The organism is Microbacterium sp. KNMS (genome assembly GCF_053851835.1).
This window is the reverse complement of sequence record NZ_JBSQBP010000005.1, coordinates 158,181-183,240: the sequence shown is the minus strand read 5'-3', so window position 1 is coordinate 183,240 and position 25,060 is coordinate 158,181. Positions and strand designations below refer to the sequence as shown.

Here is a 25,060-nt window from a genome sequence, read left to right as displayed (position 1 = left end):
GTGTCAGGAGTGGATGACGAAGGTCGTCACGCTCTGCGGCGGAAGGGTCGCGACGAAGCCGCCCGCCTTCCTCGTGATCACCGGCTGCTCCTCGAGGTCGCGCGTGGCGTCGGTCAGCCACGATCGCGCACTGCGCACGCGTCGCCCCTGCACCGCGAGTGACGGGTTCGCCGCCGACTCCGACATGTTGACCGCGACGAGCACGAGAAGGCCGTCCGGGCCGATGTACGCGGAGGTGAGGACGCCGGGCTGCGGCTCGCGCGGCGCCTCGACGCGCGTGAACCCGGGGCGGACGAACTTCGCGTAGTGCGACAGCATCCGACCGCGCTTGCTGATCGTGCCGTCCTCGCGCATCGGGCCGTAGAAGCGGCGGATGTACCACCAGACGTACGCCTGGAACTCGGCGTCGGTCATCGCGTGATGGACGTGCTCGGCGACCTTGAGCGCCTCGGGCCAGAGGTCCGCGGAGCTCGAGCTGTTCGGGTGGTAGACCTCGGTCATCCACAGCTCCTTGCCCGCGCCCTTCTCCTCGAACAGCGGGTACGGGAAGTCCTCGTAGGCGGTGCCGTAGAGGTGCGCGCCGATGATGTCGACGTTCGCGAGCGCGGCCGGGTCCTGCAGGATCGGGTCGGACACCTCCTTGACGTACTGGAACGACTCGGGCGCGATCACCCGGCAGTCGATGCGCCCCGCGAAGTCGCGCAGGAATCGGTTCATCTCCTCCGTCGTCCACCACGTCCACTCGTGCGCGTAGTCGGGCTCGTTCTGGACCGAGATGCCGTACAGCTCCACCCCGTTGTCGCGCATGTAGTGCACGAACGCGTTCAGGTGGTCCGCGTACGCGCCATAGGCGTCGTGCCGGAGGCGCCGCGCCTGCGCGGGCGGCGTGTAGGGGGCTGCCATGAGGTAGTCGAGGGCAGGGCCGCCCTCGCCCCGTGTGTCCACCTTGACCGTCCACTGCCCGGGCGTCATGACCGCCTGGATCGACTTCCACGACCACTGTCCTGCTGCGGTCGCGGGGAAGAGCACGTTCTCTGCCACGAGCGCACCGGCGACGTGGATGTCGACGTGCACGTCGCCCGTCGGCGCCGCGTAGCGGAAGGCGAGGTTCTTCGTGCCCGACGACCCGATGATGACGCCGCTGAACTCCACGCTCGCGCCCGTCGCGCCGTCGAACTGCACGTAGCCCTCGCCCTGGTAGCCGGACAGGTCCGTCGCGACGTGTGCATTCACGAGCGCCGCGGCCTCGGCCTCGTACTGGCTGCCGCGCGGCACGTCGTCCACGCGCTCGAAGAACTCCACGAGGTCAGCCGGAGGGTTCCACGGCGACGCGAACACGAGCGCGCCCTTCGCGACCGCCGCCTGCGCCGAGGCGAGATCGCGCGCCCAATTGGCCGAGTCCTCGGGGACGGGGATCCGGAGGATCGTGAACCCGAGATCGTCGACGCCGTTGCCGAAGGCGGTCGCGCACTGGCTCGGCGTCAGCTCGCCGATCCACCCCGCGTGGGTCATGCCGCCGAAGCCGCGGATCACCTGTCGGCGCTGCGTCGGCTGGATCACGAGGGAACGGGGCCGGACGGCGGGGGCCGCGCCGTGCGCAGGCCCGGCCGCGAGGCCGAGCACGATGGGCACGGCGGCGACACCGCCCGCCAGGACGGTGCGTCGGCTGATGCCGTCGGAGGATGGCGTCGTTGCCATGGGCATTCTCTCTTTCTCTCGAGTGGTGCGGGCAGCACCGCGTCAGCGGCGGAGGACGATCACGTCCGTGGGGTTCAGCACGACGGCCTCCCCCTCGCGGAGCACGCGACCGGTCAGCAGGTCGGTGCCGTCGGCGTGGAGGCGCACCGTCACGGCCTCCGCACCGTGATGCAGCAGGAAGTCGATGACCGCGCCCGACGGAGCCTCGCGCGTCGCGAACTCGAGACCAGGGACACCGGCGTAGGGGCCGGCGAGCCCGTGGCGCTCGATCGCCGACCGCGCGACCTGGGTCATCCCCTCCTCGTCGAGGACGCTCCCCACGTACCAGACGTGGCCCTCGCCTTCGGGGCCCCGGATGACGTTCCGCGTCACCGCGGGCTCTCCGGCGTAGTAGTCGGCGCCGTATCGCGCCATCACCTCCGCGCCCTCCGGCACGAGGACCTCGAACACCATCCGGCCCCTCGCCGTCGCCCCGTCCGAGAACCGCACGGGATTCGCCACCGCCGGCTCGGCGGCATCGGTCTCGGCGACCCGCACTCCGGCCATCCGCGCAAGCGGTCCGGGGACGTCGCCCAGGAAGCGCAGATCGTCCTCGTCGGCTCGCCCCGACAGGCAGCCGATGATCACCGTTCCGCCTCGCTCGGCGACCGCGTGCAGCCGCTCGGCTGTGTCGCCCGCGACGAGATGGAGCAGGGGCGCCGCGACGACGTCGTAGGCGCCGAGGTCGGCGGTCGGCGGCACCACGTCGAGCTGCGCGCCGGCCTCCCAGAAGGGGCGCGCCCACTCCGTGACCGTCGGAAGGTACCTCAGCAGGCGATTGGGACCATCCGCCATCTCGACCGCCCACCAGGACTCCCAGTCGACGACGATCGCGCAGCGCGCGCTGGTCCGCGCGCCGAGCAGGGCGTCGCCGACCGAGGCGAGCTCGCCGCCCAGTGCGGCGACCTCGCGGAACGTGCGCGTATCGAGTCGCCCGGAGTGATCGAGGACCGCCCCGTGCGTCATCTCGCAGGCTCCGCGTGAGGCCCTCATCTGGAAGAAGAGCACGGAGTCGGCGCCATGCGCGACGGCCTGCCAGGACCAGAGCCGCATGATGCCGGGTCTCCGCTGCGGGTTCACGTCGCGCGAGGCCGTGACCGACGGCGTCTGCTCCATGAGCCAGAACGGAGCCCCGTCTTTGAGCCCGCGCATGAGATCGTGCGCGAGCGCGGTGCCCCACGGCTCGTCCATCCGACGCGGGTAGTTGTCCCAGGAGGCGAAGTCGAGATGGGGCGCCCAGCGGTGGTAGTCGAGCGGCTCGTAGAACCCCATGAAGTTCGTCGTCACAGGGCGATCGGAGTGCGCCCGGATCGCCGCCTTCTCGTCGGCGAACTGTCGGATCGCGTTGTCGGTCGAGAACCGCCGATAGTCGAGCGTGATGCCCTGGAACGCGGTCTTCCCCTCTCCGCCCCAGTGCTCGGTCAGCGCGCTCGGCGCCTCGATCTCGTCCCAGTCGGTGAACCGATGCGACCAGAACGTCGTGTTCCACGCCGTGTTGAGCTCGTCGAGCGTGCCGTAGCGGCGGCGCAGCCACTGGCGGAACTCGGCCGCGCACAGGTCGCAGTAGCAGCGGCCGCCGTACTCGTTGCCGACGTGCCAGGCGACGACGGCGGGATGGTCTCCGTACCGCTCCGCGAGGCGCTCGGCCATCCGCGCGGCGAGCCGTCGGAAGTCCGGCGAGCTCCAGCACGCGTTGTGCCGCTGTCCATAGCGGTGCCGACGGCCGTCGAAGTCGACGCGCGTCGTGTTGGGGTAGGCACGCGCCATCCACGGCGGGATGGCGCCCGTGCCGGTCCCGAGGCAGACGGTGCGGCCCTCGTCGGCGGCGCGCCGGATGATCGCGTCGAGCGTCGAGAAGTCGAATCGCCCCTCCTCTGGCTCGGTGAGAGACCACGTGAAGACGCCGACCGTGAGGGTCGAGATGTGCGCGGCGTCGAAGGCCCGGTGATCGCGGTCCCAGACATCGCCGTCCCACTGCTCGGGCGAGTAGTCGCCGCCATACGCGATGCGGTCGAGGCGCGGCAGGCGCGCAGGCGACGGAGGGGCGACGGGATGGCCGAGGACAGAGCGTTTCGGGACGGGGCGGGGGCGCCGCTCAGGCATCGCGCGTGAACCTTCTCGTGACGTCGGCGAGCACGGGGCGCGCCATGAGGGCGAGGAGGGCCGCGAAGGCCCAGAGGAGAAGCAGGACGAGGAGCTCCGACGCCGCGAGGACGAGGAACCCCGCCACGACCAGCAGGGACAGGACGCCCAGCGAGAACCTCCACTGCGACGCGATCTGGACGACGGCGATGCGCGCGGCGTCGCGCGTGCGGAAGCGGAAGCCTGCGGTGAGGACGACCATGTGGCCACCCCACACGAGGATCAGCGTGCCCAGCACGACGAGGGCGGGCCGGAGCGCCCCGCCGCCGTCGACGCTGTCGAGGTGGATGAGGTTGAAGACGAGCAGCGCGAGTGCCGCGGTCGCAGGGGTCGCCCAGCGAAGGGTCTGGACGGCATCACGCCGATACGCACGGAAGAAGTGCCGCCCCGGGGAGAGGTCGGTGCCAGGGACCCTCACCGCGGCGACCCCGGCGACGAGAGCGGGAGCGACGGGGAGCAGCGCGATCACGAACAGGGGAAGATTCGACGGGTCGCGGTCGAGCAGCATCACCGCGACGATCGAGGGCAGCGCGGCGAGCAGCAGCTGCGCCTCGAGCACGATCATCCGGTAGATGGCCGCCGCGCCCCGCGAGAGGGGCCCGCGGCCGATCTCGTCGGCGCTGTCGCCGCGCGACGACGTGCGGTTCTGTGTGTCCATGTCCTCAGCTCCTCTGCGTGAGGGAAGGCGGCCGGCCGGTGCGGACGGCCGGCCGCCTCCGATCAGCCCTCGCTCTGCGTGCGCTCGAGCGCCGCGTTGATCGTGTCGACGAGCTGCGTCGACCCCAGTCCCTCGAGCTCGGTCACATACGCGTCCCAGTCGTCCTCGACGGAGCGCTGCCCCGTGATGAACGAGGCGGTCGCGGCGTGGACGGCGTCCGTGAGCTGCGTCTGCAGGAGGGAGGTCTGCTCGAGCTCGATCTCGTTGAGCAGCGGCGCGGGAGCCGTCGGCAGCTGCTCCTTCTTCTCGAGCTGCTGCGCGGTCCACTCGGCGATCTCGTCGGTCATCATCGAGAGCACGAGCTCCTCGGATGAGCCGTTGGCGAGCAGGAAGACGCCGTTGCTGTAGCCGTAGTCGGCGTTCAGCAGCTTGGGGGCGCCCGCGTTGATGGAGCTCCAGGCGATGTCGTCCATGAGCTTGCGCGTGCCATCCGCCTCGTGCGTGAACGTCTCGCCCTCGACGCCCCACTGCGCGAACTCGAGCCCCTCGTCGGAGTAGTACAGCCAGTCGACGAACTGCAGGAGCGCCTTGAAGTACGGCTTCTCGGCGGCCTCGCTCGAGATGAGGATGCCCGACGTGAATCGGCCGCTCGGGAGGTTGTCGCCGGCGGGGCCGCCCGGGATGGAGATGAGGCGGATCGGGACGTCGCCCTGCCCCGAGTCGGCGAACTTCTGGCGGTACTCCGCGATCACCTGGGTGTTGCCCGAGATCGCGGCGGACTTGCCCGAGATGAACTTCTGCACGGCCTGGTCGTCGCTCTGGGTGATCTCGGGGTCGAGGACGCTCGCCTCGACAAGCGCGGCGGCGTCCGCCACGAGCTCCCTGTACTCATCGGACGTGCCGGTGAACACGTACTCCCCGGCCTCCTCGTCGTACCAGGTGTTCGCGTATCCCCATCCGGCTGCGGTGTCGTAGTTGGGAGCCATGACGCTCAGGAGCGAGCCGAGAGGCGTGGCGTCGGTCCACCGGTCCGACATCGCGTAGTCGAGCTCGGGGTTGGCCTCCTTGACCTGCTCGAGCTGCTCGAGGTACTCGTCCCAGGTCGCCGGGTCCTCCGTGATGCCCGCCTTCTCCCAGAGGTCCTCGCGGATGACGACCGAGTACTGGACGTCCGGCACCTCGCGAAGGCCAGGGAGGTGATAGATCTTCCCGTCCTCCTGACGACGGTTCTGCAGGTCCTCCTCCAGACCCCAGTCCTCGATCTTCTGCTGGAAGTTCGGCATGTAGTCGAAGTAGTCCGAGACAGGGAGGATCGCTCCGCCGGAGACGAACTGCGTCTCCGTGCCGGCGTACGTCGACGAGATGATGTCGGTCGCCTCGCCGCTGCCGATGAGCAGGGACTTCTTCTGGTCGTAGTCGGCCATCGGGATGTCGGTGCGGGAGAACGTGACGTTGTGGTCCTCCTCGAGGTGCTGGAAGACCGACCAGTCGTCCTTCACCGGGTAGTTCGGGTGATCCCGGTACATGAGGGAGAAGTTCACGGGCTCGGTCGCCTTGAAGGTGACACCGGCCTCGAAGTCCTCCATGGCGCCCACGGAGTGCGCCTCGTCGATCGTGACGCCGTCGTCTCCGACGGCCTCCTCGCTCGGCGTGGCGGAGCAGGCGGACAGCGCGACCGCGACGGCGGCGAGGCCCGCAGCACCGACGAGGGTGTGGCGAGTGATTCTCATTGTGTTTCTCCTCTAGGTGAACGTCGTCGTTCGACGTGGGGGAATCAGCCCTTGACCGACCCGAGCATCACGCCCGAGACGAAGTAGCGCTGGATGAAGGGGTAGAAGCAGATGATGGGCAGGACGGTGAGCAGCATCGTCACGGCCTGGATGTTCGAGGCGATCTGCGCGGCCTCGCCGCCCACGGCCTCCTGCGCGCCCGTCGCCGCGGCGATGAGGTTGCGCAGGTAGATGGTCACGGGGAAGAGCGACTTGTCATCCATGAAGAGGAAGGCGCTGAACCACGAGTTCCAGATGCTCACGGCGTAGAACAGCGTCATCGTCGCGAGCACGGCCTTCGACAGCGGCAGCACGATCCGGAAGAAGATGCCGTACGTCGTGAGCCCGTCGATCGCGGCGGCCTCCTCGAGCTCCTCGGGGAAGTTCTCGAAGAACGACTTCATGACGAGCAGGTTGAAGACGCTCAGCGCTCCCGGAACGACGACGGCCCAGATGCTGTTGCGCCAGCCGAGGTAGTTGGCGATCAGGATGTAGTTCGGGATGAGCCCGCCGCCGAAGAACATCGTGAAGACCGCGATGCCCACGAAGAACGTGCGCCCCTTGAGGTACGGCTTGCTGAGCGCATACGCGTACGTCGTGGTGATCGCCATCGCGATGATCGTGCCGACGATCGTGTACAGGAACGTGTTCCCGTAGTTCGTCCAGAACATCTCATCGCTCATGACCACGCGGAACGTGTCGATGTTGAAGCCGCGCGGGATGAGGTTCACCTCGCCGGCCGCGATGTACCCCTCGGACGAGAACGCCTTCGCGACGAGGTTGATGAACGGGTAGAGCGTGACGGCGCACACGAGCACGAGGGCGATCGCGTTGACCACGCGGAACACGCGGTACCCGAGCGACTCGCGGATGATGCCGGTCTCCCGGCGGACGTGCGCGATGTCGGGCTTCTGGGGAAGGGCTTCGGTCACCACAGCGAGGTACCCACCATTCGACGAGAGAGGGCGTTCGCGCCGAGCACGAGCACGAGGCCGATGACCGCCTCGAAGAGGCCGATCGCGGTTCCGTACGAGAACTGGGCCGACTGGATGCCGACGCGGTAGAGGTAGGTCGAGATCACGTCGGCCGTCGAGTAGATGAGGGGGTTCTGCAGGAGCAGCACCTTCTCGAATCCGACCGCCATGAACGAGCCGATGTTGAGGATGAGGAGCACCATCATGGTCGGCTGGATGCCGGGCAGCGTGATGTGCCAGGTCTGCTGCCAGCGGTTCGCGCCGTCGATGCGGGCGGCCTCGTACAGCTGATCGTCGATCGTCGTGAGGGCCGCGAGGTAGAGGATGGTCCCCCATCCGACGGTCTGCCACACCTCCGACGAGACGTAGATCGAGCGGAACCACTCGGGCCGCTGCATGAACGGCACGGGGTCGCCGCCCATCGCCTCGACGACCTGGTTGATCGTGCCGTTGAGCGCGGTGAGCTGGAGCACGAGACCCGCGACGATGACAATCGACATGAAGTGCGGGAGGTACGAGATGGTCTGGACGATCCGCTTGAACCGCCGCGATCGCAGCTCGTTGAGCATGAGCGCGAGGACGATCGGCAGCGGGAAGGTGATCAGCAGCGTGAGCGCTCCGAGGATCACCGTGTTCCAGAACACGGTCCAGAACTGCTGGTTCGAGATGAACGCCTCGAAGTAGTAGAAGCCGACCCACTCGTCGCCGAAGATCGAGCCGCCGGGGCGGAATCGTCGGAACGCGATCACGTTGCCGAGCATCGGCACGTACCGGAAGATGAGCAGGAAGATCACCGGTGCGATCAGGAACGTGTAGAGGCGCCAGTCGCGGGCGAGAGCGCGCCGCCACGTCTGCTTCGCGCGCGGCGTGCGATCGCGCCGGAACAGCCGCCGCTTCGCGCGCGCTGTCGTGATGAGGCGCGTCGCGCCCCCTGCGGGCGGGGCATCCCCGAGCCGCAGGGGCGCGTCAACGGATTGCGTCATTCGGAACTCCACATCCTCGTGGTTCTCAGGCGAACGGGTCGCCGCTAGGGAGTGAGCAGGATGGCCTCGGACGGCGAGGTGAGGACGGTCGCGTCGGCCTGCGCCTGCAGGCTGAGCTCGGCCGCCTTCAGCGCGTGCGCCTGGCTCATGGCGGTCTCGGTGCCGTCGATGCAGTCGCGGATGAGCTGCCCGAAGTACGGGAACCCGGTCATGCCGTTCGCGTTGAAGCGGTACTGCCCCTCCTGGTTGACGAGGAGCACCTGGCCGCCGCCGTTGTCGGTGGTGATGTCGATGTACTTGCGCAGCTCGATGTACCCGTCGGTGCCGAGCAGGAGGGTGCGTCCGTCGCCGAACACGCCCAGGCCATCCGGTGTGAACCAGTCCACGCGGACGTACCCCGTGGCGCCGTTGTCGAGGATGACGTGCGCGTCGCCGAAGTCCTGGAGGCCCGGGGTCTCGGGGTGCGCGTAGTTCGCGATCGTCGAGGTCGACACGCGGCCGTCCGCCGCGCCGGTGTAGTGGAGGATCTGGTCGAAGTTGTGACTGCCGATGTCGCAGAGGATGCCGCCGTACTGGGCCGGGTCGTAGAACCAGTCGGGCCGGCCTCCTCCGATGCGGTGCGGGCCGAAGCACACCACCTGCAGGACCCGCCCGATCGCCCCGCGCTGGATGAGCTGGTCGGCGAGGATCGCGGCCTCCGAGTGCACGCGCTCGCCGTAGTAGACGGCGTACTTGAGGCCCGTGCGCGCGGTCGCCTCGCGGACGGCCTCGAGCTGCGCGAAGGTGGTGAGCGGAGCCTTGTCGACGAAGGCGTGCTTGCCTGCCTCGATGGCGCGCAACCCGATGGGAGCACGCTCGGAGGCGATCGCCGCGGTCGCGACGAGCCGCACGTCGGGGTCATCGAGAACCTGCTGCTCGCTGGAGGCGATGCGGGCCGTCGGGTACTTCTCGGCGAACGCGGCGGCGCGCTCGGGGTTCTCGTCGAAGACCCACGTCACCGTCGCGCCGGCGCCGAGGAGTCCGTCGGTCATCCCGAAGATGTGACCGTGGTCGAGGCCGACGGCCGCGAAGGCGAACTCCCCCGGCGCGACGGCGGGCTGCGGAAGCGGGTCGAAGGTGTACGGATGGCTCATCGGGGGTTCTCCTGGTCTGTCACGTCGTAGGCGCGGATCCGTCCGCACATTCCGAAGGCGCGCTCGCCCGCGGGCGAGGACGCCTCGTGCACCCGGGCCTCGCGCAGGTGGGCGACGTCGCCCCGCGCGATCGCCTCGGTGAGCGCGAGGGAGCGCTCCGCCTGGGCCAGCGGCCGCTCGCGCACGAGCTGCCCCCATGCGGCGGCGCGATGCAGGACGAGTGCACCGGCCGCCGCATGGAAGTCTTCGAGGGGCCGGCGGTCGCCCGCGACGACCGCGTCGCGCAGCACCTCGAACCCGGTCACCGCGAGATCGCGGCGACGGGCGGCGCGCTCGGCGCGCCCCTCCGCCTCGCCCAGCGACGCCGCCTCGGCGTATGCGTCGGCGTTCCCGACGATCTCGGCGGGAAACGTCATCACGGCGTCGCCCGCCTCGGGAAGACCCGCGTTGCTCATCAGCACGAGCACCTTCAGCCCTCCGCGGTTCACCGCGCGGTGGATGGTGCCGGGGGTGAACCACACGACGGACCCGGGCTCGAGGTCCGTCTCGCGGAAACCGTCGCCGTCGATCGTCTGCAGCGCGCCGCGCCCCTCGACCACGAGGTACGCCTCGGTCGACACGAGATGCATGTGCGGGCTGCCGCCGCAGATGCCGTCGGGCGCCGCGCCGTCGTAGATGTCGAGGTGCGACAGCGAGGTGCCGCCCGGGAACGAGGAGGCGCTCATGACGCCGCCTCGACGAGGGACGCCTGCTTCTCGTAGAAGTGCGGAGCGTGCTCGACGAGCTGGCCGGCACGGTAATAGGGGTCGTCGGCCTTGAGGGGCAGCTCGACGAACGCGCGCTCGATGCCCGCCTTGTAGATCGCCGTGACGACCTCGATCGCGTTGCGACCATCCCGCCCATCCGCGATCGGCGCGCGCCCGTCGCGGATCGCGCCGAGCAGATCCCCGATCTGCCCCTCGTGCCCGTAGTGCCCCAGGGGCTCCTTCGCCGCCGCGACCGCCTCGATCTCGGCGACCAGATCGGCGTCGCCGCCCTTCGCGGGGAAGCCGCCGCCATCCGCGCGCTCCGCGATCACCTTCCACGGCTGCGAGACCCGCGCCTTCTCGCCCTGGATGACGATCTCCTGCTCCTCGCCGTGGTGCACGACGGAGCTCGTCAGCTGCGCCAGGCCCCGCTCATAGCGGAACACGGCGACCGAGAGATCCTCGACCTCGCTGTTGTCGTGCTGCGCGTTCGCGAGCATCGCGGTGATCTCGGTCGGACGACCGAGGAGCCACAGCAGCAGATCGATGTGGTGGATCGCGTGGTTGAGGGTGCAGCCGCCGCCCTCCTTCTCCCACGTGCCCCGCCACCAGAGGTCGTAGTACGGAAGACCGCGCCACCACGCCGAATCCACACGCACATGCGAGATCGTGCCGAGCAGGCCCGACTCCACGACCTCCTTCAGGGTCGCGAGGTCGTCGCGGAACCGGTTCTGAGCCACGACCGACAGCAGCTTGCCCGAGCGCTCCTGCGCCGCGAGCATCGCGTCGCACTCCTCGAGAGACGGCGCCATCGGCTTCTCCACGAGCACGTTCACGCCCCCGTCGAGGGCCGCGATTGACAGGGCCGCGTGCGTCGACGGCGGCGTCGCGATGCTCACGAGGTCGAGTCCCGCCTCGGCGATCATGCGAAGAGGATCGTCGTACCCCACGGCATCGGTCAGCCCGAACTCCGCCGCCTTCTGCGCGGCCTTCCCGGGCATCACGTCGGCGAGCGCGACGATCTCGCACTCCTCCGGGAACGCGAGATACCCGCTGATATGGGCACTCGCGATGCTGCCCGTGCCGATGATCCCGATTCTGAGCATTGCTTCCTCGCAAGTTCTACTACGTATTACTAAGACGTAGTAGGTAGTATGGACACATCGCGTCCGCTCGGTCAAGAGGTTTTTCGGGGCAGGATGTCGAAGATGGGGGATCGAGGGATGGCGAAGCGCCCGACCAGCCACGACGTCGCGCGACGAGCGGGGGTGTCGCAGTCGACGGTGTCGTTCGTGTTCACGGGGCGCAGCGGCATCTCGGAGGCGACCCGCGAGCGGGTCCTGAAGGCGGCTGCCGACCTGAACTACCGCCCCAACCTGGCAGCGCGATCGATGCGCACTCAGCGCACCGGCCGCATCGCGGTCGTCATCCCGGTGACAGGTCTCAATCTCTTCCCCGTCCTCGAGGGCGCCGTCTCGACCGCCCGCGATGCCGGCTACGTCGTGGAGGTCCTCAGCCTCTCCCGCTCACCCGAGGAGCGAGAGGGCGAGCTCGCGTCGCTCATCGACTCGACCGAGTACGAGGGCGTCCTCTCCTTCAGCCCCATGCGGACGCCGCGCGTCGCGTCCGACGCCGCAGCGCCGGTCTTCCTCTCGCTCTCCGAGTTCGACGAGGAGATGCACGCGACGGGGGCGTTCAGCGACGCCCGCCCGGTCGTCGAGATGATGGAGCGACTGGTCCAGCTCGGGCATCGCCGCTTCCTCCACGTCGCCGGCCCCTCCGACTTCCCCGCCGCCGTCGCCCGACGCGACGCCTATCTCGCGACGATCGACCGGCTCGGCGTGGAGTCGCTCGGCGTCGTCGGCGGCGACTGGAGCGGGATCACCGCGAACCGATGCGTGAGCGAGCTGCCCGACGACGCCCCGCCGCTGGCGATCCTCGCGGCGAACGACGTCCTCGCAGCCGGCGCGATCCGGGCGGCTGTGTCGCGCGGATGGTCGGTGCCGGGCGATGTGAGCGTCACCGGATGGGACGACCTCACGATGAGCGCGCACTTCATCCCGTCGCTCACGACGGTGTTCCAGGACCGTCAGCGGCTCGGCACCGACTCCATGCGCCGCCTGATCGCGGCGATCCGCGGTGAGACGCCGCCCGAGCAGGAGGCCGTGCTGCAGCGCGTCGTCTGGCGGGAGTCGGTCGCGCCGCCCCGCGCGCGCTGAGCGCGCCTCAGGCGGTGGCGGCGCCGCTCGGCGCCGCGAACTCCTCGAGGGCCTCGATCGCGTCGGTCGAGAGCTCGAGGCGGCTCGCCGCGATCGCATCGTCGACCTGAGCCGGACGCGAGGCTCCGATGATCGCCGTCGTCACGACGGGATCGCGCAGCACCCAGGCGATCGCGAGCTGCGGGATCGACACACCGGCTTCCCGCGCGATCGCGTCGATCCCCCGGATGCGCCGAAGGTAGTCGTCGGTGATCGCCGACTCGTTCAGGAAGAAGCTCCCCGCCGCGCGAGAGTCGGCGGGGACGACGCCGTCGATGTACTTGCCGGTCAGCAGACCCTGCGCGAGCGGCGAGAACACGGCGCTGCCGACCTGCAGCTCGCGCAGGAGCGGGAAGAGCTCGGCTTCCGGCGTGCGGTCGAAGAGCGAGTACCGCGGCTGGTGGAGGAGGAGCCGCACGCCCTCTCCGGCGAGCAGCTCGTGGGCGCGCCGCGCGAGCGGCGCGGGGTAGTTCGAGATGCCCACGTAGAGCGCCTTGCCGCTGCGCACGATGTCGACGAGCGCCTGCATCGTCTCCTCGATGGGCGTCTCAGGGTCGACGCGGTGCGAGTAGAAGACGTCGACGTAGTCGGTGCGCATGCGCGTCAGGCTCTGCTCGAGCGAACGCATGAGGTACTTGCGCGAGCCGCCGTCGCCGTAGGGCCCCGGCCACATGTCGTAGCCGGCCTTGCTCGTGACGAAGAGCTCGTCGCGGTAGCGCCGCAGGTCGGAGTCGAGCACCGTGCCGAAGGTCGACTCGGCGGCGCCGTAGGGCGGCCCGTAGTTGTTCGCGAGGTCGATGTGCACGACGCCCCGATCGAAGGCGTGCAGGAGGATCTCGCGCTGGCTCTCGATCGAGCGGTCACGCCCGAAGTTCTGCCACAGGCCGAGCGAGACGCGCGGCAGCCTCACCCCGCTCGCGCCGGCGCGGAGGAACGGCACGTCGTCGTAACGCGATGCCGAGGCGACGTGCGGCGCGTGCAGGCGGGGGTCGTCGGCGGCGATGGGCATGGCGCTCCTCTGCGAGGCGGATGGGATGGTGCGTCAGACGAGGACGCCGGCAGGGCGATGCTACCGCGGGCGCGGCGTGCACTTCGCGGGCCGACGCAGCTCGCGGAAGGGCCGTCATCTCGCGCAGCGCCCGGTCGTCGGAGCGCACGTGTTCTGGCGGGCGCTCGGCCGTCAGGTCGAGGTGTCGGGTGAGGCCGTCGCGCTCTCCGCAGACGGATCGGCGGCTGACTGGCTCGCGCGCCCGACCGCGGGGGCTGCAGTCGATCCCGACTGGCAGGCGTGGGCCATCCGCCCGGATCGCGTCGAGTTCTTCCAGGCCGCGCACGATCGCGACCACGTGCGCGTCGTGTACCTGCGCGACGCCGGCGGATGGCGGCGCGAACGCGCGTGAACGTCAGGCAGGGACGGCCTCGAGCGCGGTGCGCGTGCGCCGGCCGAGAAGGCCCGTGACGACGAGCAGCGCGATGACGACGCCCATCACGATCCAGCCGGGCGCGCCGAGCACGGTCGCGATCGCCGCGTCGTCGCCCGGCCCGTTCCACAGCACGACGACCGATGCAGCCGTGTTGAGCGCTCCGTGGCTGACCGCGGCGGGCCACACGTTGCCGGTCCAGTACCGGGACCACTGCAGGATGACGCCGACGAACAGCGTGAACACGACCATGAGCGCGAGGCCGGCGGCATCCGGGCGCGCGAAGTTGTAGCCGAGCAGGATGACCGGCGCGTGCCACAGCCCCCACACGATGCCGATGAGGATGGCCGAGGGCCAGAATCCGAGCGGCGCGAGCGCGGTCGTGAGGAACCCGCGCCATCCGAGCTCCTCCCCGAACGCCGACACGGTCGCGACGACCGTGTTGACGGGGATGGCGGCGAGCGTGACGGCCATGTAGACGTCGGTCGTCATGCCCTCGGGGAGGAACGGCGCGATCTGCGACAGGCTCCAGTCGGGGTGCGCCCATCCGAGTGCCGCCGCGAGCAGCAGCGACGCCACGGCGATCCCGGTCCAGGCGACGGGGAACAGGAGGAACAGCGCGATCTTGCGGCCCACCGGCCGGAAGGGCACGAGCCCGAGGTAGTGCGCGCGCCGCCGCGGTCGCCGCACGAAGAACGTCGCGACGAGCGCCGCGACCGTGGGCGTCCACATCATGGCGGCCATGAGCGGCAGCGCGAGCGGCGAGCGGAGCCCCTCTCCGCCGAGCCACAGGGGCAGCGTCACCACCCAGGCGAGGGCGAAGGCGATCACGAGGAAGGTCGCGACCGCGCCCCACGGGACGCGGGTGGTCTCCGGCATGCTCTCTGCGCTCGTCATGCCCCCAGCGTGCCCGGCCGCGCGCCCGGCGCGCCTCCCCCTCGGGGCGGAGTTCCGGGGATCCCCCGCACGGCGGAGGTCAGCGCGCGGCGGCGGCCTTCCGCTCCCGGCGCGCCTTCCACCATGCCCAGAACCGCTCGAGCTGCCGCCTCAGCCATCCGGCCGCGCGCTTCGCCCAGCCGAACTCGGTGCCGAGCACCGCGAGGCCCGCGAAGACGATGAGCCACCCGGGCCCGGGCAGCGGCACGAGCAGCAGGCCGCCGACGGCGAGGACGCCGCCCACCGTGCCGACTGCGATCCGGTAGGCGCGCTCGACGGCGCGGCTGCGCCCGATCACGCGGCGCGTCGCGCGCCCGGCGCGCACCAGGGCGGATGGCCGCGGAGCCGGCCCGTCGAGGTGGGCGCCCGCCGTCGAGGTCGCCTGAATCGCATCCCGTTCCATGACGGGATTCCACACGATATATCTCGAAGGGCGCTGGGTGTTCAGGAACCCTGCGTCTGCTCCACCCATTCGAGGTACTCCTCGGACACGGTGCCCGTGACGTAGCGCCCGTCGAAGCAGCTCATGTCGAGGTCGTCGAGACCCTGCCCCGCGGTGCTTCCCTCGAGGATCGCGGCCTTGAGGTCCTCGACCTCCTGGTACACGAGGTGGTCGCAGCCCAGCTCCGCGGCGATCTCGGGGATCGACCGGCCGTGCGCGATGAGCTCCTTGCTCGACGGCATGTTGATGCCGTACACGTGCGGGTAGCGGACGGGCGGCGCTGCCGAGGCGAAGGTGACCGACCGGGCGCCCGCATCGCGAGCCATCTGGATGATCTGCTTGCTCGTCGTGCCGCGGACGATCGAGTCGTCGATGAGCAGCACGTTCTTGCCCTTGAACTCGCTCGACATCGCGTTGAGCTTCTGGCGCACGCTCTTCTTGCGCACGGCCTGGCCCGGCATGATGAACGTCCGGCCGACATAGTGGTTCTTGTAGAAGCCCTCGCGGTACTCGATCCCGAGCACGCGCGCGACCTGCATCGCCGCCGGACGCGACGAGTCGGGGATCGGCATGACGACATCGATCGCCCCCTCGGGCACGTGCTTCTCGATCGTCGCGGCGAGCTTCGCGCCCATCCGCAGGCGCGCCTCGTACACCGAGATGCCGTTCATGATCGAGTCGGGGCGCGCGAGGTAGACGTACTCGAACGAGCACGGCGACAGCTGCGGCGACTCGGCGCACTGCTTCGAGAACAGCTGTCCGTCGTTGGTGATGAAGATCGCCTCGCCGGGCTCGACGTCGCGGACGACCTCGTAGTCGGCGTTCTCGAGGACGAGCGACTCGCTCGCGACGACCCACTCGTCGCCGCCGTCCTCCGCCGTGCGACGTCCGAGGATGAGCGGCCGGATGCCGAACGGGTCGCGGAACGCGAGGAGCCCGTACCCGGCGATGACGGAGATGACGGCGTACGCGCCCTCGATGCGCTTGTGCGTGCGCGCCACGGCCTCGAAGATGCGCTCGGGGTCGAGGTCGACGGGCGACGTCGTCGCCTGCAGCTCGTTCGCGAGCACGTTGAGCAGGAGCTCGGTGTCGCTCGACGAGTTGAGGTGGCGGCGGTCGCGCTGCGCCATGTCGAGCGTGAGCTCGCGGGTGTTCGTGAGGTTGCCGTTGTGGATGAGGATGATGCCGTACGGCGCGTTCACGTAGAACGGCTGGGCCTCCTCCTCACTCGAGGCGGTGCCCTTGGTCGCGTAGCGGACGTGGCCGAGGCCGACGTTCCCGAGGAGCGAGCGCATGTCGCGCGTGCGGAAGCCCTCGCGGACCATCCCGCGCGACTTGCTCATGTGCATGACGCCGCTCGGCTCGGCCGTGGCGATGCCCGTGGCGTCCTGGCCGCGGTGCTGCAGCAGGAGAAGGGCGTCGTAGATGTCCTGGTTGACCGGGCCGCGCCCGACCGCTCCGACGATGCCGCACATGTGGGGTTACTTCGCTCCGTCCGCGTATGCGCCGACCAGGCGGACGGCACCGCCGTCGACGCCCTTGGCGCCCTGTTCGAAGGCGCCCTCGGGGCGCTCTCCGGTCTTGACCGTTCCGACCTGCCACGCGTCGATCCCGTCGGCGGCGAGCGCCGAGACGGCCGCGTCCACCCGCTCGGGGGCCAGGACCGCGAGGAAGCCGATGCCGAGGTTCCACGTGCCCTCGCTCGACTCGAGCGAGGTGCCGGCGATGTCGCTCAGCACGCGGAAGACGGGCGAGGGCGACCACGTCGAGCGGTCGACCTCGGCCCACGTGCCGACCGGGAGCACTCGGGCCAGGTTGGCCGCGATGCCGCCGCCGGTGACGTGGCTGAGCGCGTGCACGTCGTCGCCGAGGGACTCGATGAGGCGCAGCAGCGGCGAGGTGTAGAGCCGCGTGGGCTCGAGCAGCGCCTCGCCCCAGGTCGCGCCGAGGTCGTCGGAGCGGTCGGCGTAGCCGATGCCCGCGCCGGAGAGGATGTGCCGCACGAGCGAGTAGCCGTTGGAGTGCAGGCCGCTCGAGGAGAGCGCGAGCACGGCGTCGCCGTGGCGCACGCGCTCGGCGCCGAGCACGCGGTCGGCCTCGACCACGCCCGTCGCGGCACCCGCGACGTCGTAGTCGTCGACGCCGAGGAGGCCAGGGTGCTCGGCGGTCTCGCCGCCGACGAGGGCCGTCCCCGTCGCCGCGCACGCCTCGGCGATGCCGCGCACGATGTCGGCGATGCGCTGCGGCACGACCTTGCCGCACGCGATGTAGTCGGTCATGAAGAGCGGACGGGCGCCGACCACGACGATGTCGTCGACGACCATGCCGACGAGGTCCTGGCCGATCGTGTCGTGCTTGTCGATCGCCTGCGCGATCGCGACCTTGGTGCCGACGCCGTCGGTGCTCGTCGCGAGCAGCGGGCGACGGAAGTCGCGCAGCGCGCTCGCATCGAAGAGCCCGGCGAACCCGCCGACACCGCCGAGGACCTCGGGGCCGTGCGTGGCGCGCACCGACGACTTCATGAGCTCGACGGCGAGGTCGCCGGCAGCCGTGTCGACGCCGGCCTGGGCGTAGGTGGATGAGGGGGTTTCAGCCGCAGCTGCGGTGGGATCGAAGACCACCGGACAAGGATAGCGGCCGCTCGCTGTGCCCGGATTCAGGCTTCGTCGACCTGCTCGTGCGCGACGTGCACCTCGCGCGTGCGCCGGCCGATCGTCCAGTCGAGCACGAGCGCGACGAGCATCCCGAGGAGCACACCCGCGGGCACGCACCACAGCATGATGAAGCCGAACGCCTGCGACGGCGAGTAGACGACCTTCGTGAAGGGGCTCGCCTCCCCGGTTCCGTCGAACACGGTCGACAGGATGAGCGCGGCGATGATGCCGACGGCGGCCCCGAGCGCGGCGAACACGCTGTACTTCGGGGCGCGGCGCACCTTCGCCACATCGGCGTCGGTGTGCGCTGCGGAGGTCTCGGCCATGGTCGGTATTCTCCCCCGGCATCCTGGGAACCGTCTCCCATCGGGGGACGAGCCGGGAACCGTCAGAAGAGGACCGGCAGGAGCATCGAGATGTCGGCGCGCGTGCCGGAGGCCGAGATGCGGCCCGCTGCGGCCTCGTCCTCCCAGCTGCGCTCGCCGGTCGCGACCGCGATCCACGTGATCGGATCGAGCTCGACGACGTTGGGCGGGGTGCCGCGCGTGTGGCGCGGGCCCTCGATCACCTGCACGGCGCCGAACGGCGGCACGCGCACCTCGACGCTGCCGCCGGGCGCGCGCTCCTCGAGCAGTTGCAGGAGGTAGCGGACGGCCGTCGCGAGGTCGGTCCGCTGCGGCCGGCTCCCCTGCGCGACGGCGGCGCGCACGGCCGCGATCGCTTCGCGGCCGTCGCCCGTCGGGATCCTCCGTGCCATCCCGTCAGCTTACGGTCGCCTCCGCGTAGGACGCGGCCCAGGTCAGCACGCGGTCGGCGCTCTCCTCGTCGGAGAGGTCCTCGATGCGCGTCATGATCGACCACCGCACGCCGTACGGGTCGCGGATGGAGGCGAACCGGTCGCCCGAGACGAAGTCTTGCGGCGCCTCTCGCACCGTCGCACCCGCGGCCACGGCGCGCGCGACGACGGCATCGACGTCGGGGACGTAGAGGGCGATCGAGAAGTGCGCCGCGTCGCCATCGGGCTGCGGGCTGGTGCCGAAGGCCGCCATCGCCTCCCCTACCTCGAGCCGCCCGCGCCCGCCGAAGTCGAGAGTCGCGTGCGAGACGACGGGCTCGCCGCCCTCGCCGGGCATCTCGACCGCGTACAGCTGCCGGGCGCCGAGCGCCTCCGTGTAGAAGCGCACGGCGCTGCGCGCATCCCGCAGCGCGAGGAAGGGCGTGAGCGCGGTGACGGTGCGCGGGGTTCCGTTGTCGGTGTGCTCGCCGTTCGCGGCGATCGTGTTCTCTGCCATGCCCAGACGGTAGGTCGGGGGATCGAGGCCGCGCTTGAAGATTCGCGCCATACTCGGACGCGTGGCCGACGACCCCCTGTTCCGGAAGGGCGATCTCACGCCGCGCCCCGACGTGCGGATGGTGCGGGTCGCGGCGTCGGCGGAGCTCGCGCCGGTCATGCGCCAGTGGTGGCAGCCCTCGTGGGATCTGCCCGACGGGGAAGTGCGCGCGCAGCACGTGCTCGGCTACCCCGTCGCGAATCTCGTCGCGGAGGACGGCGCGGCGCTGCTGTACGGTCCGACCACGACGCACGGGGTCCGCGAGCTGCGCGGCACGGGCTGGGCGCTCGGCGCGCTGCTCACGCCGGCGGCCGGGCGTCACCTCGCGACCCGCCCCTTCGCCGCACTGCTCGACACGTGGGAGCCGGTCGCCGTCGACGGAGCGGTCGACCGGCCGGACACCGCGCGCGAAGCCCTGACCGAGGCGCTCCGCCGCGTGCTCGAGCGGCTCGATGACGACGATCTCGCGGCGAACGCGCTCCTCGAGACGGTCGAAGGGGATCCGACGCTGCTGCGCGTCGCCGACCTCGCCGAGCGCATGCACCGCTCGGTCCGCTCGCTCGACCGCCTCGCCCGCCGCAGCTTCGGCCTGCCGCCCGCCGCGATCATCCGCCGCCGCCGTCTGCAGGACGCGGCCGAGGCCGTCCGGCTCGCGCCGGATCGCCCGCTGCGCGACATCGCCGCAGAGTTCGGCTTCGCCGACCACGCCCACCTCACGCGCGAGTTCTCGTCGGTCCTCGGGTTCACACCGTCGGAGTACCGCGCGGGGCCGTGAGCGTCATCGCGTTTCCGCGCTCGGAAGCGCCTCGGTAGGCTTCTGCGCGTGAAGATCCTCGTTCTCGGCTCCGGTGCGCGCGAGCACGCCATCATCCTCGCCCTGAAGTCGGAGGACGCGGGCCACGAGCTGCTCGCCGCCCCCGGCAACGCCGGCATCGCCCGCGACGCCGAGATCGTCGACGTCGACATGCTCGACGGCGCGGCGGTCACCGAGTTCGCGAACGAGCACGGAGTGAACCTCGTCGTCGTCGGCCCCGAGGCTCCGCTCGTCGCCGGCGTCGCGGATGTGCTGCGCGAGCATGGCATCCCCGTCTTCGGCCCGGGCAAGGCCGCCGCCGCGCTCGAGGGCTCGAAGGCCTTCGCGAAGCGGATCATGGAGGAGGCCGGGGTCCCCACGGGCCGCGCCACGCACGCACGCTCGCTCGACGAGGTCGCCGCCGCGCTCGACGCGTTCGGAGCGCCCCACGTCGTGAAGGCCGACGGGCTCGCCGCCGGGAAGGGCGTGATCGTCACCTCCGACCGACAGGCGGCTCTCGACCACGCCGCCGAGTACCTGCCGACCGGGCCCGTGCTCGTCGAGGAGTTCCTCTCCGGGCCGGAGGTCTCGCTCTTCTTCCTCAGCGACGGCGACACCGTGCGCGCCCTGAGCCCCGCGCAGGACTTCAAGCGCGCGCTCGACGGCGACGAGGGCCTCAACACCGGCGGCATGGGCGCCTACTCGCCGCTCCCGTGGCTCGCCGAGCGCTTCGGCGGCGAGGACGCCTTCGTCCAGCACGTGACCGACGAGGTCGCGCTGCCGGTCATCCGCCGCCTCGACGAGGAGGGCACCCCCTTCATCGGCCTCCTCTACGCGGGACTCATCGTGACCGAGGCGGGGGTGCGCGTGATCGAGTTCAACGCGCGCTTCGGCGACCCCGAGACGCAGGTCGTCCTGCCGCGCCTCGTCACGCCGCTCTCGCACCTGCTCCTGGCGGCGGCGACCGGCACCCTCGAGGACGAGCCCGCGCCCGCGTTCTCCGACGACGTCGCCGTGACGGTCGTCGTCGCGAGCGAGGGCTACCCCGAGTCGCCCGTGACGGGTCGGCCGATCACGGGCATCGTCGAGGCCGAGGCCATCGCCGGGGTGCATGTCGCGCATGCCGCGACCGCGCAGGCCGACGACGGCGGACTCATCGCGACCGGCGGCCGCGTGCTCAACGTCGTCGCCCGCGGCGCCGACTTCCGCGAGGCGCGCGAGCGCGCCTACCGAGGCATTGCGGAGATCCGTCTCGAAGGCTCCCACCACCGCACCGACATCGCGGCCCGCGTCGCCCAGTAGCCGCGGGAGGCGCACGGCGGGAGGCGCACGGCGGGAGGCGCACGCTGCTCGCGGCGGGTGCGCGTCACCATCGCCGGGCGCGCTCCCAGTTGCGGCAGGGCTGCGAGGAGCCTCGCGTCACGCCCGCGCACGCGGGGATCGTCTCCGGCTCCGCCTCCTCGATCAGCACGGGCTCGCCGTCGTCATCGACGCTCCAGTGCTCGGGCGTCCAGAGATGGCGCGCAGGCGCGTACGCGTTGAAGAGAACCTCGCAGTCGCAGAAGCCGCCCATCCCCTCCAGACGCGCCTCGAGCCCCGTCGCCCGCGGCGCGCGCTCGTCTCGGAACCGCCGCGCGAACCGCAGCGTCCCGTCGCATCCGAACTCGGTCATCATCCGGTTCAGGTAGCACACCAGGCACTCGACCTCGCGCGGTGTCGTCAGACCGTCGGACAGCGCCCGGACGATCTGCTCGGCCTCATCGCCGACATCCTTCGTCTCCATGCGCAGAACGTACGGCCGACCGCCGACATCCGCGGATCGGCCGCTCAGCGCACGGCGAGACGCGCGCGTGCGGAGGGCCTCGAGCCCTCGGGGGCGAGTGCAGCGAGCGTGCGCAGGAGCGTCGTGAGCCACACGAACGCGAGCCCCACCGCGACGGCCTCGAGACCGGTCGCGGAGTAGATCGCAAGCGGCCGCCACAGCAGGACCGCGACGACGAGGCCCACGGCCACGCCGGCCGACGTCACGGCGAGGGCGCGAGGGCGGCCGGGGATGATCCGGATGGTCGCCACCGCCAGCGCGCCGAGGAGGGCGAGGAGGGCGAAGGCCGCGACGTTGTGGGCGAGCTGCGCGCGGTGGACCGGGAGCAGCCCGACGCCCGCGAGCGCGGCGCCGGCGAGCGCGAACAGCACGACGATCCATCCGATGCGGCCGAGTGCGTCGTCGCCGAGGATCCGGTGGAGGTCGCGGCCCACGTACGAACCGACCGTCGCGAGCAGGAGCCCGCCGACGACGAGCGTGCCGTTGAAGGCCCAGGACGTCTGCCCGCCCGCGCCCAGCTGGGAGAAGTTGCGCTCCCACCACCGCGGGTCGGCCGCGGTGAGCATCGAGAACAGCGTCCCCGTGATGAGGAACGCGAAGAGCAGGGTGACGAGCTCGCGGGTGCGCAGGCGCATGCCGAGGCCATACGCGAAGCCTCCGCTCGCCGCCGAGGCGATGCCCGTGAGGAGCCCTCCGCCGAGCGGCGGCACCTCGAGCCCGTGCAGGCCGATCGCGAGCACCTCCCCCGCGCAGAGCACCGCCAGCGCGCTCACGCCTGCGACAGCGAGGGCGACCGCGGCATCCGAGACACGCGACACGGCGGTCTGCCACGGCGGCATGCCCGCGGTCTCCGCACCGCGGAAGCGCACGGTGCTCATCGCGAACGCACCCGCGGCGACGAGCGCCGTCACGGCCGCCGCGGGGAAGCCGATCGACCCCTCTCCGGCAAGCGGCCGCGCGACGCCCCACAGCAGCGCCGACCCCGCAAGCGCGCCGACGATGAAGCACACCCACGACGCCGCCGTCACGGCGGACTCTGAGCGGAGGGCGTCGACGTCGTTCACGCGTCCATCGAAGCACGCGCGTCGGACGTCAGGCGGAGCCACCGCCCCACCCAGGTCGCAGAAAGCGGCCTCAACGGGCCGATCAAAGCCGCCAATTGCGACCCGAACAGCCGGCACCCAACCCAGGTCGCAGAAACCGGCCCAAACCGGCCACTCAAGGCCGCCAACCGCGACCCGAACGGCGCCGCCCAACCCAGGTCGCAGAAACCGGCCCAACCGGCCGATCAAGGCCGCCAACTGCGACCTGAACGGCCACCGCGCCGCCACCGCCGCGGCCGTCGCCGCCGCGGCGCGAGCGTCAGTGCCGGGGCTTGCGCGGGGGCCGGTCGTCGCGGTCGCGGAAGCCGCCGTCGCGCGATCCGCGGCCGCGGCCATCCCGATCCCCGCGGTAGCCGCCGCGCCCGCCGCCGTCGCGGTCGTCGCGGAAGCGCCCGCCGCCACGCGGTCCGCCCGTGCTGCGGAACGGACGCGGGTCGGGCTTGAGCTCGATGAGCTGGCCGCTGATGCGCGTGTCGGCGAGGCGGTCGAGCGTCTCCTGCGGCAGGTCGGCCGGCAGCTCGACGATCGAGAAGTCGGGGCGGATGTCGATGCGACCGAAGTCGTCGCGACGCAACCCGCCCTCGTTCGCGAGCGCGCCCACGATCTGGCGCGGCTCGACCCGCTGGCGCTTCCCGACCTCGATGCGGTACGGCGAGTACTGGCCGCCGCCGCGGGGACGGCGCTCCTCGCGTCCGCCGCGGTCGTCGTCGAAGCGGCGTTCGCGATCCTCGCGCTGCGCCCGCTCGCGCCGGGGCGGGTCGGGCGGCAGCAGGAGCGGCGTGTCGCCCTGCGCCACGACCGCGAGCGCGGCCGCCACGTCGGACTCGACGACATCGTGGTGGTTGACGTAGTGCGCGATGATGTCGCGGAACTCCGCGATCCGCTCCTGGTCGGCGAGCGCGGCCGTGATCGCGTCGTCGAAGCGGCTGAGGCGCGTGACGTTGACGTCCTCGGCGGTCGGGATCTGCATCTCGGTCAGCGGCTGCCGCGTCGCCTTCTCGATCGCGCCGAGCAGGCGGCGCTCCCGCGGCGTCACGAAGCTGATCGCGTCACCCGTGCGGCCCGCGCGGCCCGTCCGGCCGATGCGGTGCACGTACGACTCCGTGTCGATGGGGATGTCGTAGTTCACGACGTGCGTGATGCGGTCGACGTCGAGGCCGCGCGCGGCGACATCCGTGGCCACGAGGATGTCGAGCTTGCCCGACTTGAGCTGCTCGACCGTCCGCTCGCGCTGGGCCTGTGCGATGTCGCCGCTGATCGCCGCGGCCGTGTAGCCGCGGGCGCGCAGCTTCTCGGCGAGCGTCTCGGTCTCGCTCTTCGTGCGGACGAAGACGATCATCCCGTCGAAGTTCTCGACCTCGAGGATGCGCGTGAGCGCATCGACCTTCTGGGGGTACGACACCATGAGGTACCGCTGGGTGATGTTCGCCGAGGTGGTCGTCTTGCTCTTGACCGTGATCTCCTCGGGGTCGTTCAGATGCTGCTGCGAGATCCGACGGATCTGCGCGGGCATCGTCGCCGAGAACAGCGCGGTCTGCTTGTCGTCGGGGGTGTCGGCGAGGATGGTCTCGACGTCCTCCGCGAAGCCCATCTTGAGCATCTCGTCGGCCTCGTCGAGCACGAGGAACCGCAGCTCCGACAGGTCGAGCGTGCCCTTGTCGAGGTGGTCCATGACGCGGCCCGGGGTGCCGACGACGATGTTCACGCCGCGACGGAGGGCCGACAGCTGCGTGCCGTAGCCCTGTCCGCCGTACACCGGCAGGACGTGCACGCCCTTCATGCGCGCGGCGTACTTCTCGAACGCCTCGCAGACCTGCAGCGCGAGTTCGCGCGTGGGCGCGAGCACGAGCGCCTGCGGCGTCTTCTGCGTCGTGTCGAGCTGGTCGAGGATGGGCAGCGCGAACGCGGCCGTCTTCCCCGTCCCCGTCTGCGCGACGCCGAGGACGTCGCGCCCGCGGAGGAGAAGCGGGATGGTCTGGGCCTGGATGGCGGACGGGGTCTCGTACCCGACGTCCTTGAGCGCCTTCAGGACGGCGTCGCCGAGTCCGAGGTCGGAGAAGGTCGGCGTGCTCTCGCCCTCGCCGTCGATGGGCGTGTCGGTCGGATCGGTTGAAGCCATGTGTCCACGGTATGCGGCCCCGGCCGATTCCGCGTCGTC

Annotated in this window: 24 protein-coding genes; 4 read left to right on the top strand and 20 right to left on the bottom strand. The window is 70.9% G+C overall.

The genetic code is table 11. The annotated features are described in order from the left end of the window. Positions 1-3 precede the first annotated feature (3 nt). The 9 genes from ACWXWW_RS05295 to ACWXWW_RS05255 form a co-directional block, all read right to left on the bottom strand. Positions 4-1,698, bottom strand: coding sequence for a CBM35 domain-containing protein (locus ACWXWW_RS05295; protein WP_455969156.1), 1,695 nt, complete (start codon positions 1,696-1,698; stop codon positions 4-6). 42 nt (positions 1,699-1,740) lie between these two features. Continuing rightward, entirely contained in the window at positions 1,741-3,840 is a 2,100-nt protein-coding gene (locus tag ACWXWW_RS05290) for a beta-galactosidase (protein WP_455969155.1), read from the bottom strand. Continuing rightward, positions 3,833-4,537: a hypothetical protein gene (locus tag ACWXWW_RS05285; protein ID WP_271173486.1), complete on the bottom strand. Its 705-nt coding sequence runs from the start codon at positions 4,535-4,537 to the stop codon at positions 3,833-3,835. Before ACWXWW_RS05285 ends, ACWXWW_RS05290 begins: the two co-directional genes overlap by 8 nt. 62 nt (positions 4,538-4,599) lie before the next feature. Further along, positions 4,600-6,267 carry an ABC transporter substrate-binding protein gene (locus tag ACWXWW_RS05280; RefSeq protein ID WP_455969153.1) on the bottom strand — a complete coding sequence of 556 codons (1,668 nt, stop codon included), beginning with the start codon at positions 6,265-6,267 and terminating at the stop codon, positions 4,600-4,602. A 44-nt stretch (positions 6,268-6,311) separates the two neighbouring features. Then, the gene (locus ACWXWW_RS05275) at positions 6,312-7,241 is read right to left on the bottom strand and encodes a carbohydrate ABC transporter permease (RefSeq protein ID WP_416383278.1); all 930 of its coding nucleotides are present in this window, start codon (positions 7,239-7,241) and stop codon (positions 6,312-6,314) included. After that, positions 7,235-8,263, bottom strand: a complete 1,029-nt coding sequence (locus tag ACWXWW_RS05270; RefSeq protein ID WP_271173483.1) for an ABC transporter permease — start codon at positions 8,261-8,263, stop codon at positions 7,235-7,237. Before ACWXWW_RS05270 ends, ACWXWW_RS05275 begins: the two co-directional genes overlap by 7 nt. A 44-nt stretch (positions 8,264-8,307) precedes the next feature. Further along, positions 8,308-9,396 carry a Gfo/Idh/MocA family protein gene (locus ACWXWW_RS05265; protein WP_324012846.1) on the bottom strand — a complete coding sequence of 363 codons (1,089 nt, stop codon included), beginning with the start codon at positions 9,394-9,396 and terminating at the stop codon, positions 8,308-8,310. Then, positions 9,393-10,121 (bottom strand): cupin domain-containing protein, encoded by a 729-nt coding sequence (locus ACWXWW_RS05260; protein WP_455969152.1) that lies wholly within the window; start codon positions 10,119-10,121, stop codon positions 9,393-9,395. Before ACWXWW_RS05260 ends, ACWXWW_RS05265 begins: the two co-directional genes overlap by 4 nt. Continuing rightward, the gene (locus ACWXWW_RS05255) at positions 10,118-11,248 is read right to left on the bottom strand and encodes a Gfo/Idh/MocA family protein (protein WP_455969150.1); all 1,131 of its coding nucleotides are present in this window, start codon (positions 11,246-11,248) and stop codon (positions 10,118-10,120) included. The genes ACWXWW_RS05260 and ACWXWW_RS05255 overlap by 4 nt, the downstream gene beginning before the upstream one ends. Before the next feature lie 117 nt (positions 11,249-11,365). Here ACWXWW_RS05255 and ACWXWW_RS05250 point away from each other — a divergent pair, with 117 nt between their 5' ends. Further along, a complete protein-coding gene (locus ACWXWW_RS05250) occupies positions 11,366-12,361 on the top strand; it encodes a LacI family DNA-binding transcriptional regulator (protein ID WP_324012851.1) in 996 nt (331 codons plus the stop codon). Positions 12,362-12,368: 7 nt separating this feature from the next. Here ACWXWW_RS05250 and ACWXWW_RS05245 read toward each other — a convergent pair whose 3' ends face one another. Beyond that, entirely contained in the window at positions 12,369-13,409 is a 1,041-nt protein-coding gene (locus ACWXWW_RS05245; RefSeq protein ID WP_455969149.1) for an aldo/keto reductase, read from the bottom strand. Here ACWXWW_RS05245 and ACWXWW_RS05240 point away from each other — a divergent pair. Continuing rightward, positions 13,402-13,800 carry a pyridoxine 5'-phosphate oxidase C-terminal domain-containing protein gene (locus ACWXWW_RS05240; RefSeq protein ID WP_455969147.1) on the top strand — a complete coding sequence of 133 codons (399 nt, stop codon included), beginning with the start codon at positions 13,402-13,404 and terminating at the stop codon, positions 13,798-13,800. The two genes, ACWXWW_RS05245 and ACWXWW_RS05240, sit on opposite strands and share 8 nt — an antisense overlap. Positions 13,801-13,803: 3 nt before the next feature. Here ACWXWW_RS05240 and ACWXWW_RS05235 read toward each other — a convergent pair whose 3' ends face one another. From ACWXWW_RS05235 to ACWXWW_RS05205, 7 genes are all read right to left on the bottom strand, one after another. Further along, positions 13,804-14,718 carry a CPBP family intramembrane glutamic endopeptidase gene (locus tag ACWXWW_RS05235; protein ID WP_455969145.1) on the bottom strand — a complete coding sequence of 305 codons (915 nt, stop codon included), beginning with the start codon at positions 14,716-14,718 and terminating at the stop codon, positions 13,804-13,806. A 79-nt stretch (positions 14,719-14,797) separates the two neighbouring features. Further along, entirely contained in the window at positions 14,798-15,160 is a 363-nt protein-coding gene (locus ACWXWW_RS05230; protein ID WP_282979311.1) for a TIGR02611 family protein, read from the bottom strand. Positions 15,161-15,201: 41 nt separating this feature from the next. Continuing rightward, entirely contained in the window at positions 15,202-16,674 is a 1,473-nt protein-coding gene (gene purF, locus ACWXWW_RS05225) for an amidophosphoribosyltransferase (RefSeq protein ID WP_271173474.1), read from the bottom strand. Positions 16,675-16,680: 6 nt separating this feature from the next. Beyond that, the gene (purM, locus tag ACWXWW_RS05220) at positions 16,681-17,820 is read right to left on the bottom strand and encodes a phosphoribosylformylglycinamidine cyclo-ligase (protein ID WP_421075017.1); all 1,140 of its coding nucleotides are present in this window, start codon (positions 17,818-17,820) and stop codon (positions 16,681-16,683) included. Positions 17,821-17,855: 35 nt separating this feature from the next. Then, entirely contained in the window at positions 17,856-18,179 is a 324-nt protein-coding gene (locus ACWXWW_RS05215; RefSeq protein WP_271173472.1) for a potassium transporter Trk, read from the bottom strand. 62 nt (positions 18,180-18,241) lie between these two features. Then, complete coding sequence (locus ACWXWW_RS05210; protein ID WP_282979309.1) at positions 18,242-18,610, bottom strand: sterol carrier family protein; 369 nt, start codon at positions 18,608-18,610, stop codon at positions 18,242-18,244. A gap of 4 nt (positions 18,611-18,614) precedes the next feature. Then, on the bottom strand, positions 18,615-19,145 hold the full coding sequence (locus ACWXWW_RS05205) for a VOC family protein (RefSeq protein ID WP_455969143.1): 531 nt from the start codon (positions 19,143-19,145) through the stop codon (positions 18,615-18,617). A gap of 61 nt (positions 19,146-19,206) precedes the next feature. Between ACWXWW_RS05205 and ACWXWW_RS05200 the strand changes: the two genes are divergently transcribed. After that, positions 19,207-19,959, top strand: coding sequence for a helix-turn-helix domain-containing protein (locus ACWXWW_RS05200; RefSeq protein WP_455969141.1), 753 nt, complete (start codon positions 19,207-19,209; stop codon positions 19,957-19,959). Positions 19,960-20,007: 48 nt separating this feature from the next. Further along, positions 20,008-21,279: a phosphoribosylamine--glycine ligase gene (purD, locus tag ACWXWW_RS05195; RefSeq protein WP_455969139.1), complete on the top strand. Its 1,272-nt coding sequence runs from the start codon at positions 20,008-20,010 to the stop codon at positions 21,277-21,279. 64 nt (positions 21,280-21,343) lie between these two features. On the opposite strand, the gene ACWXWW_RS05190 is transcribed toward purD, so the two are convergent. The 3 genes from ACWXWW_RS05190 to ACWXWW_RS05180 all read right to left on the bottom strand — a co-directional run bounded on the left by ACWXWW_RS05190 (position 21,344) and on the right by ACWXWW_RS05180 (position 25,021). Then, positions 21,344-21,760: a DUF2695 domain-containing protein gene (locus ACWXWW_RS05190; RefSeq protein WP_455969138.1), complete on the bottom strand. Its 417-nt coding sequence runs from the start codon at positions 21,758-21,760 to the stop codon at positions 21,344-21,346. Positions 21,761-21,804: 44 nt separating this feature from the next. Then, the gene (locus tag ACWXWW_RS05185; RefSeq protein WP_455969136.1) at positions 21,805-22,863 is read right to left on the bottom strand and encodes a DUF998 domain-containing protein; all 1,059 of its coding nucleotides are present in this window, start codon (positions 22,861-22,863) and stop codon (positions 21,805-21,807) included. A 298-nt stretch (positions 22,864-23,161) separates the two neighbouring features. Then, entirely contained in the window at positions 23,162-25,021 is a 1,860-nt protein-coding gene (locus ACWXWW_RS05180; RefSeq protein WP_455969135.1) for a DEAD/DEAH box helicase, read from the bottom strand. Positions 25,022-25,060: the final 39 nt, after the last annotated feature.

What these genes read in the sequence shown, in the direction of transcription:
- ACWXWW_RS05255 (WP_455969150.1), bottom strand. Translation starts at nt 11,248, where the DNA reads ATGCTCAGAATCGGGATCATCGGCACGGGCAGCATCGCGAGTGCCCAT.
- ACWXWW_RS05285 (WP_271173486.1), bottom strand. Translation starts at nt 4,537, where the DNA reads ATGGACACACAGAACCGCACGTCGTCGCGCGGCGACAGCGCCGACGAG.
- ACWXWW_RS05250 (WP_324012851.1), top strand. Translation starts at nt 11,366, where the DNA reads ATGGCGAAGCGCCCGACCAGCCACGACGTCGCGCGACGAGCGGGGGTG.
- ACWXWW_RS05215 (WP_271173472.1), bottom strand. Translation starts at nt 18,179, where the DNA reads ATGGCCGAGACCTCCGCAGCGCACACCGACGCCGATGTGGCGAAGGTG.
- purF (WP_271173474.1), bottom strand. Translation starts at nt 16,674, where the DNA reads ATGTGCGGCATCGTCGGAGCGGTCGGGCGCGGCCCGGTCAACCAGGAC.
- ACWXWW_RS05240 (WP_455969147.1), top strand. Translation starts at nt 13,402, where the DNA reads ATGGGCATGGCGCTCCTCTGCGAGGCGGATGGGATGGTGCGTCAGACG.
- ACWXWW_RS05245 (WP_455969149.1), bottom strand. Translation starts at nt 13,409, where the DNA reads ATGCCCATCGCCGCCGACGACCCCCGCCTGCACGCGCCGCACGTCGCC.
- ACWXWW_RS05190 (WP_455969138.1), bottom strand. Translation starts at nt 21,760, where the DNA reads ATGGAGACGAAGGATGTCGGCGATGAGGCCGAGCAGATCGTCCGGGCG.
- ACWXWW_RS05270 (WP_271173483.1), bottom strand. Translation starts at nt 8,263, where the DNA reads ATGACGCAATCCGTTGACGCGCCCCTGCGGCTCGGGGATGCCCCGCCC.
- ACWXWW_RS05235 (WP_455969145.1), bottom strand. Translation starts at nt 14,718, where the DNA reads ATGACGAGCGCAGAGAGCATGCCGGAGACCACCCGCGTCCCGTGGGGC.
- ACWXWW_RS05295 (WP_455969156.1), bottom strand. Translation starts at nt 1,698, where the DNA reads ATGGCAACGACGCCATCCTCCGACGGCATCAGCCGACGCACCGTCCTG.
- ACWXWW_RS05180 (WP_455969135.1), bottom strand. Translation starts at nt 25,021, where the DNA reads ATGGCTTCAACCGATCCGACCGACACGCCCATCGACGGCGAGGGCGAG.
- ACWXWW_RS05260 (WP_455969152.1), bottom strand. Translation starts at nt 10,121, where the DNA reads ATGAGCGCCTCCTCGTTCCCGGGCGGCACCTCGCTGTCGCACCTCGAC.
- ACWXWW_RS05290 (WP_455969155.1), bottom strand. Translation starts at nt 3,840, where the DNA reads ATGCCTGAGCGGCGCCCCCGCCCCGTCCCGAAACGCTCTGTCCTCGGC.
- ACWXWW_RS05230 (WP_282979311.1), bottom strand. Translation starts at nt 15,160, where the DNA reads ATGGAACGGGATGCGATTCAGGCGACCTCGACGGCGGGCGCCCACCTC.
- ACWXWW_RS05210 (WP_282979309.1), bottom strand. Translation starts at nt 18,610, where the DNA reads ATGGCACGGAGGATCCCGACGGGCGACGGCCGCGAAGCGATCGCGGCC.
- ACWXWW_RS05205 (WP_455969143.1), bottom strand. Translation starts at nt 19,145, where the DNA reads ATGGCAGAGAACACGATCGCCGCGAACGGCGAGCACACCGACAACGGA.
- ACWXWW_RS05265 (WP_324012846.1), bottom strand. Translation starts at nt 9,396, where the DNA reads ATGAGCCATCCGTACACCTTCGACCCGCTTCCGCAGCCCGCCGTCGCG.
- ACWXWW_RS05280 (WP_455969153.1), bottom strand. Translation starts at nt 6,267, where the DNA reads ATGAGAATCACTCGCCACACCCTCGTCGGTGCTGCGGGCCTCGCCGCC.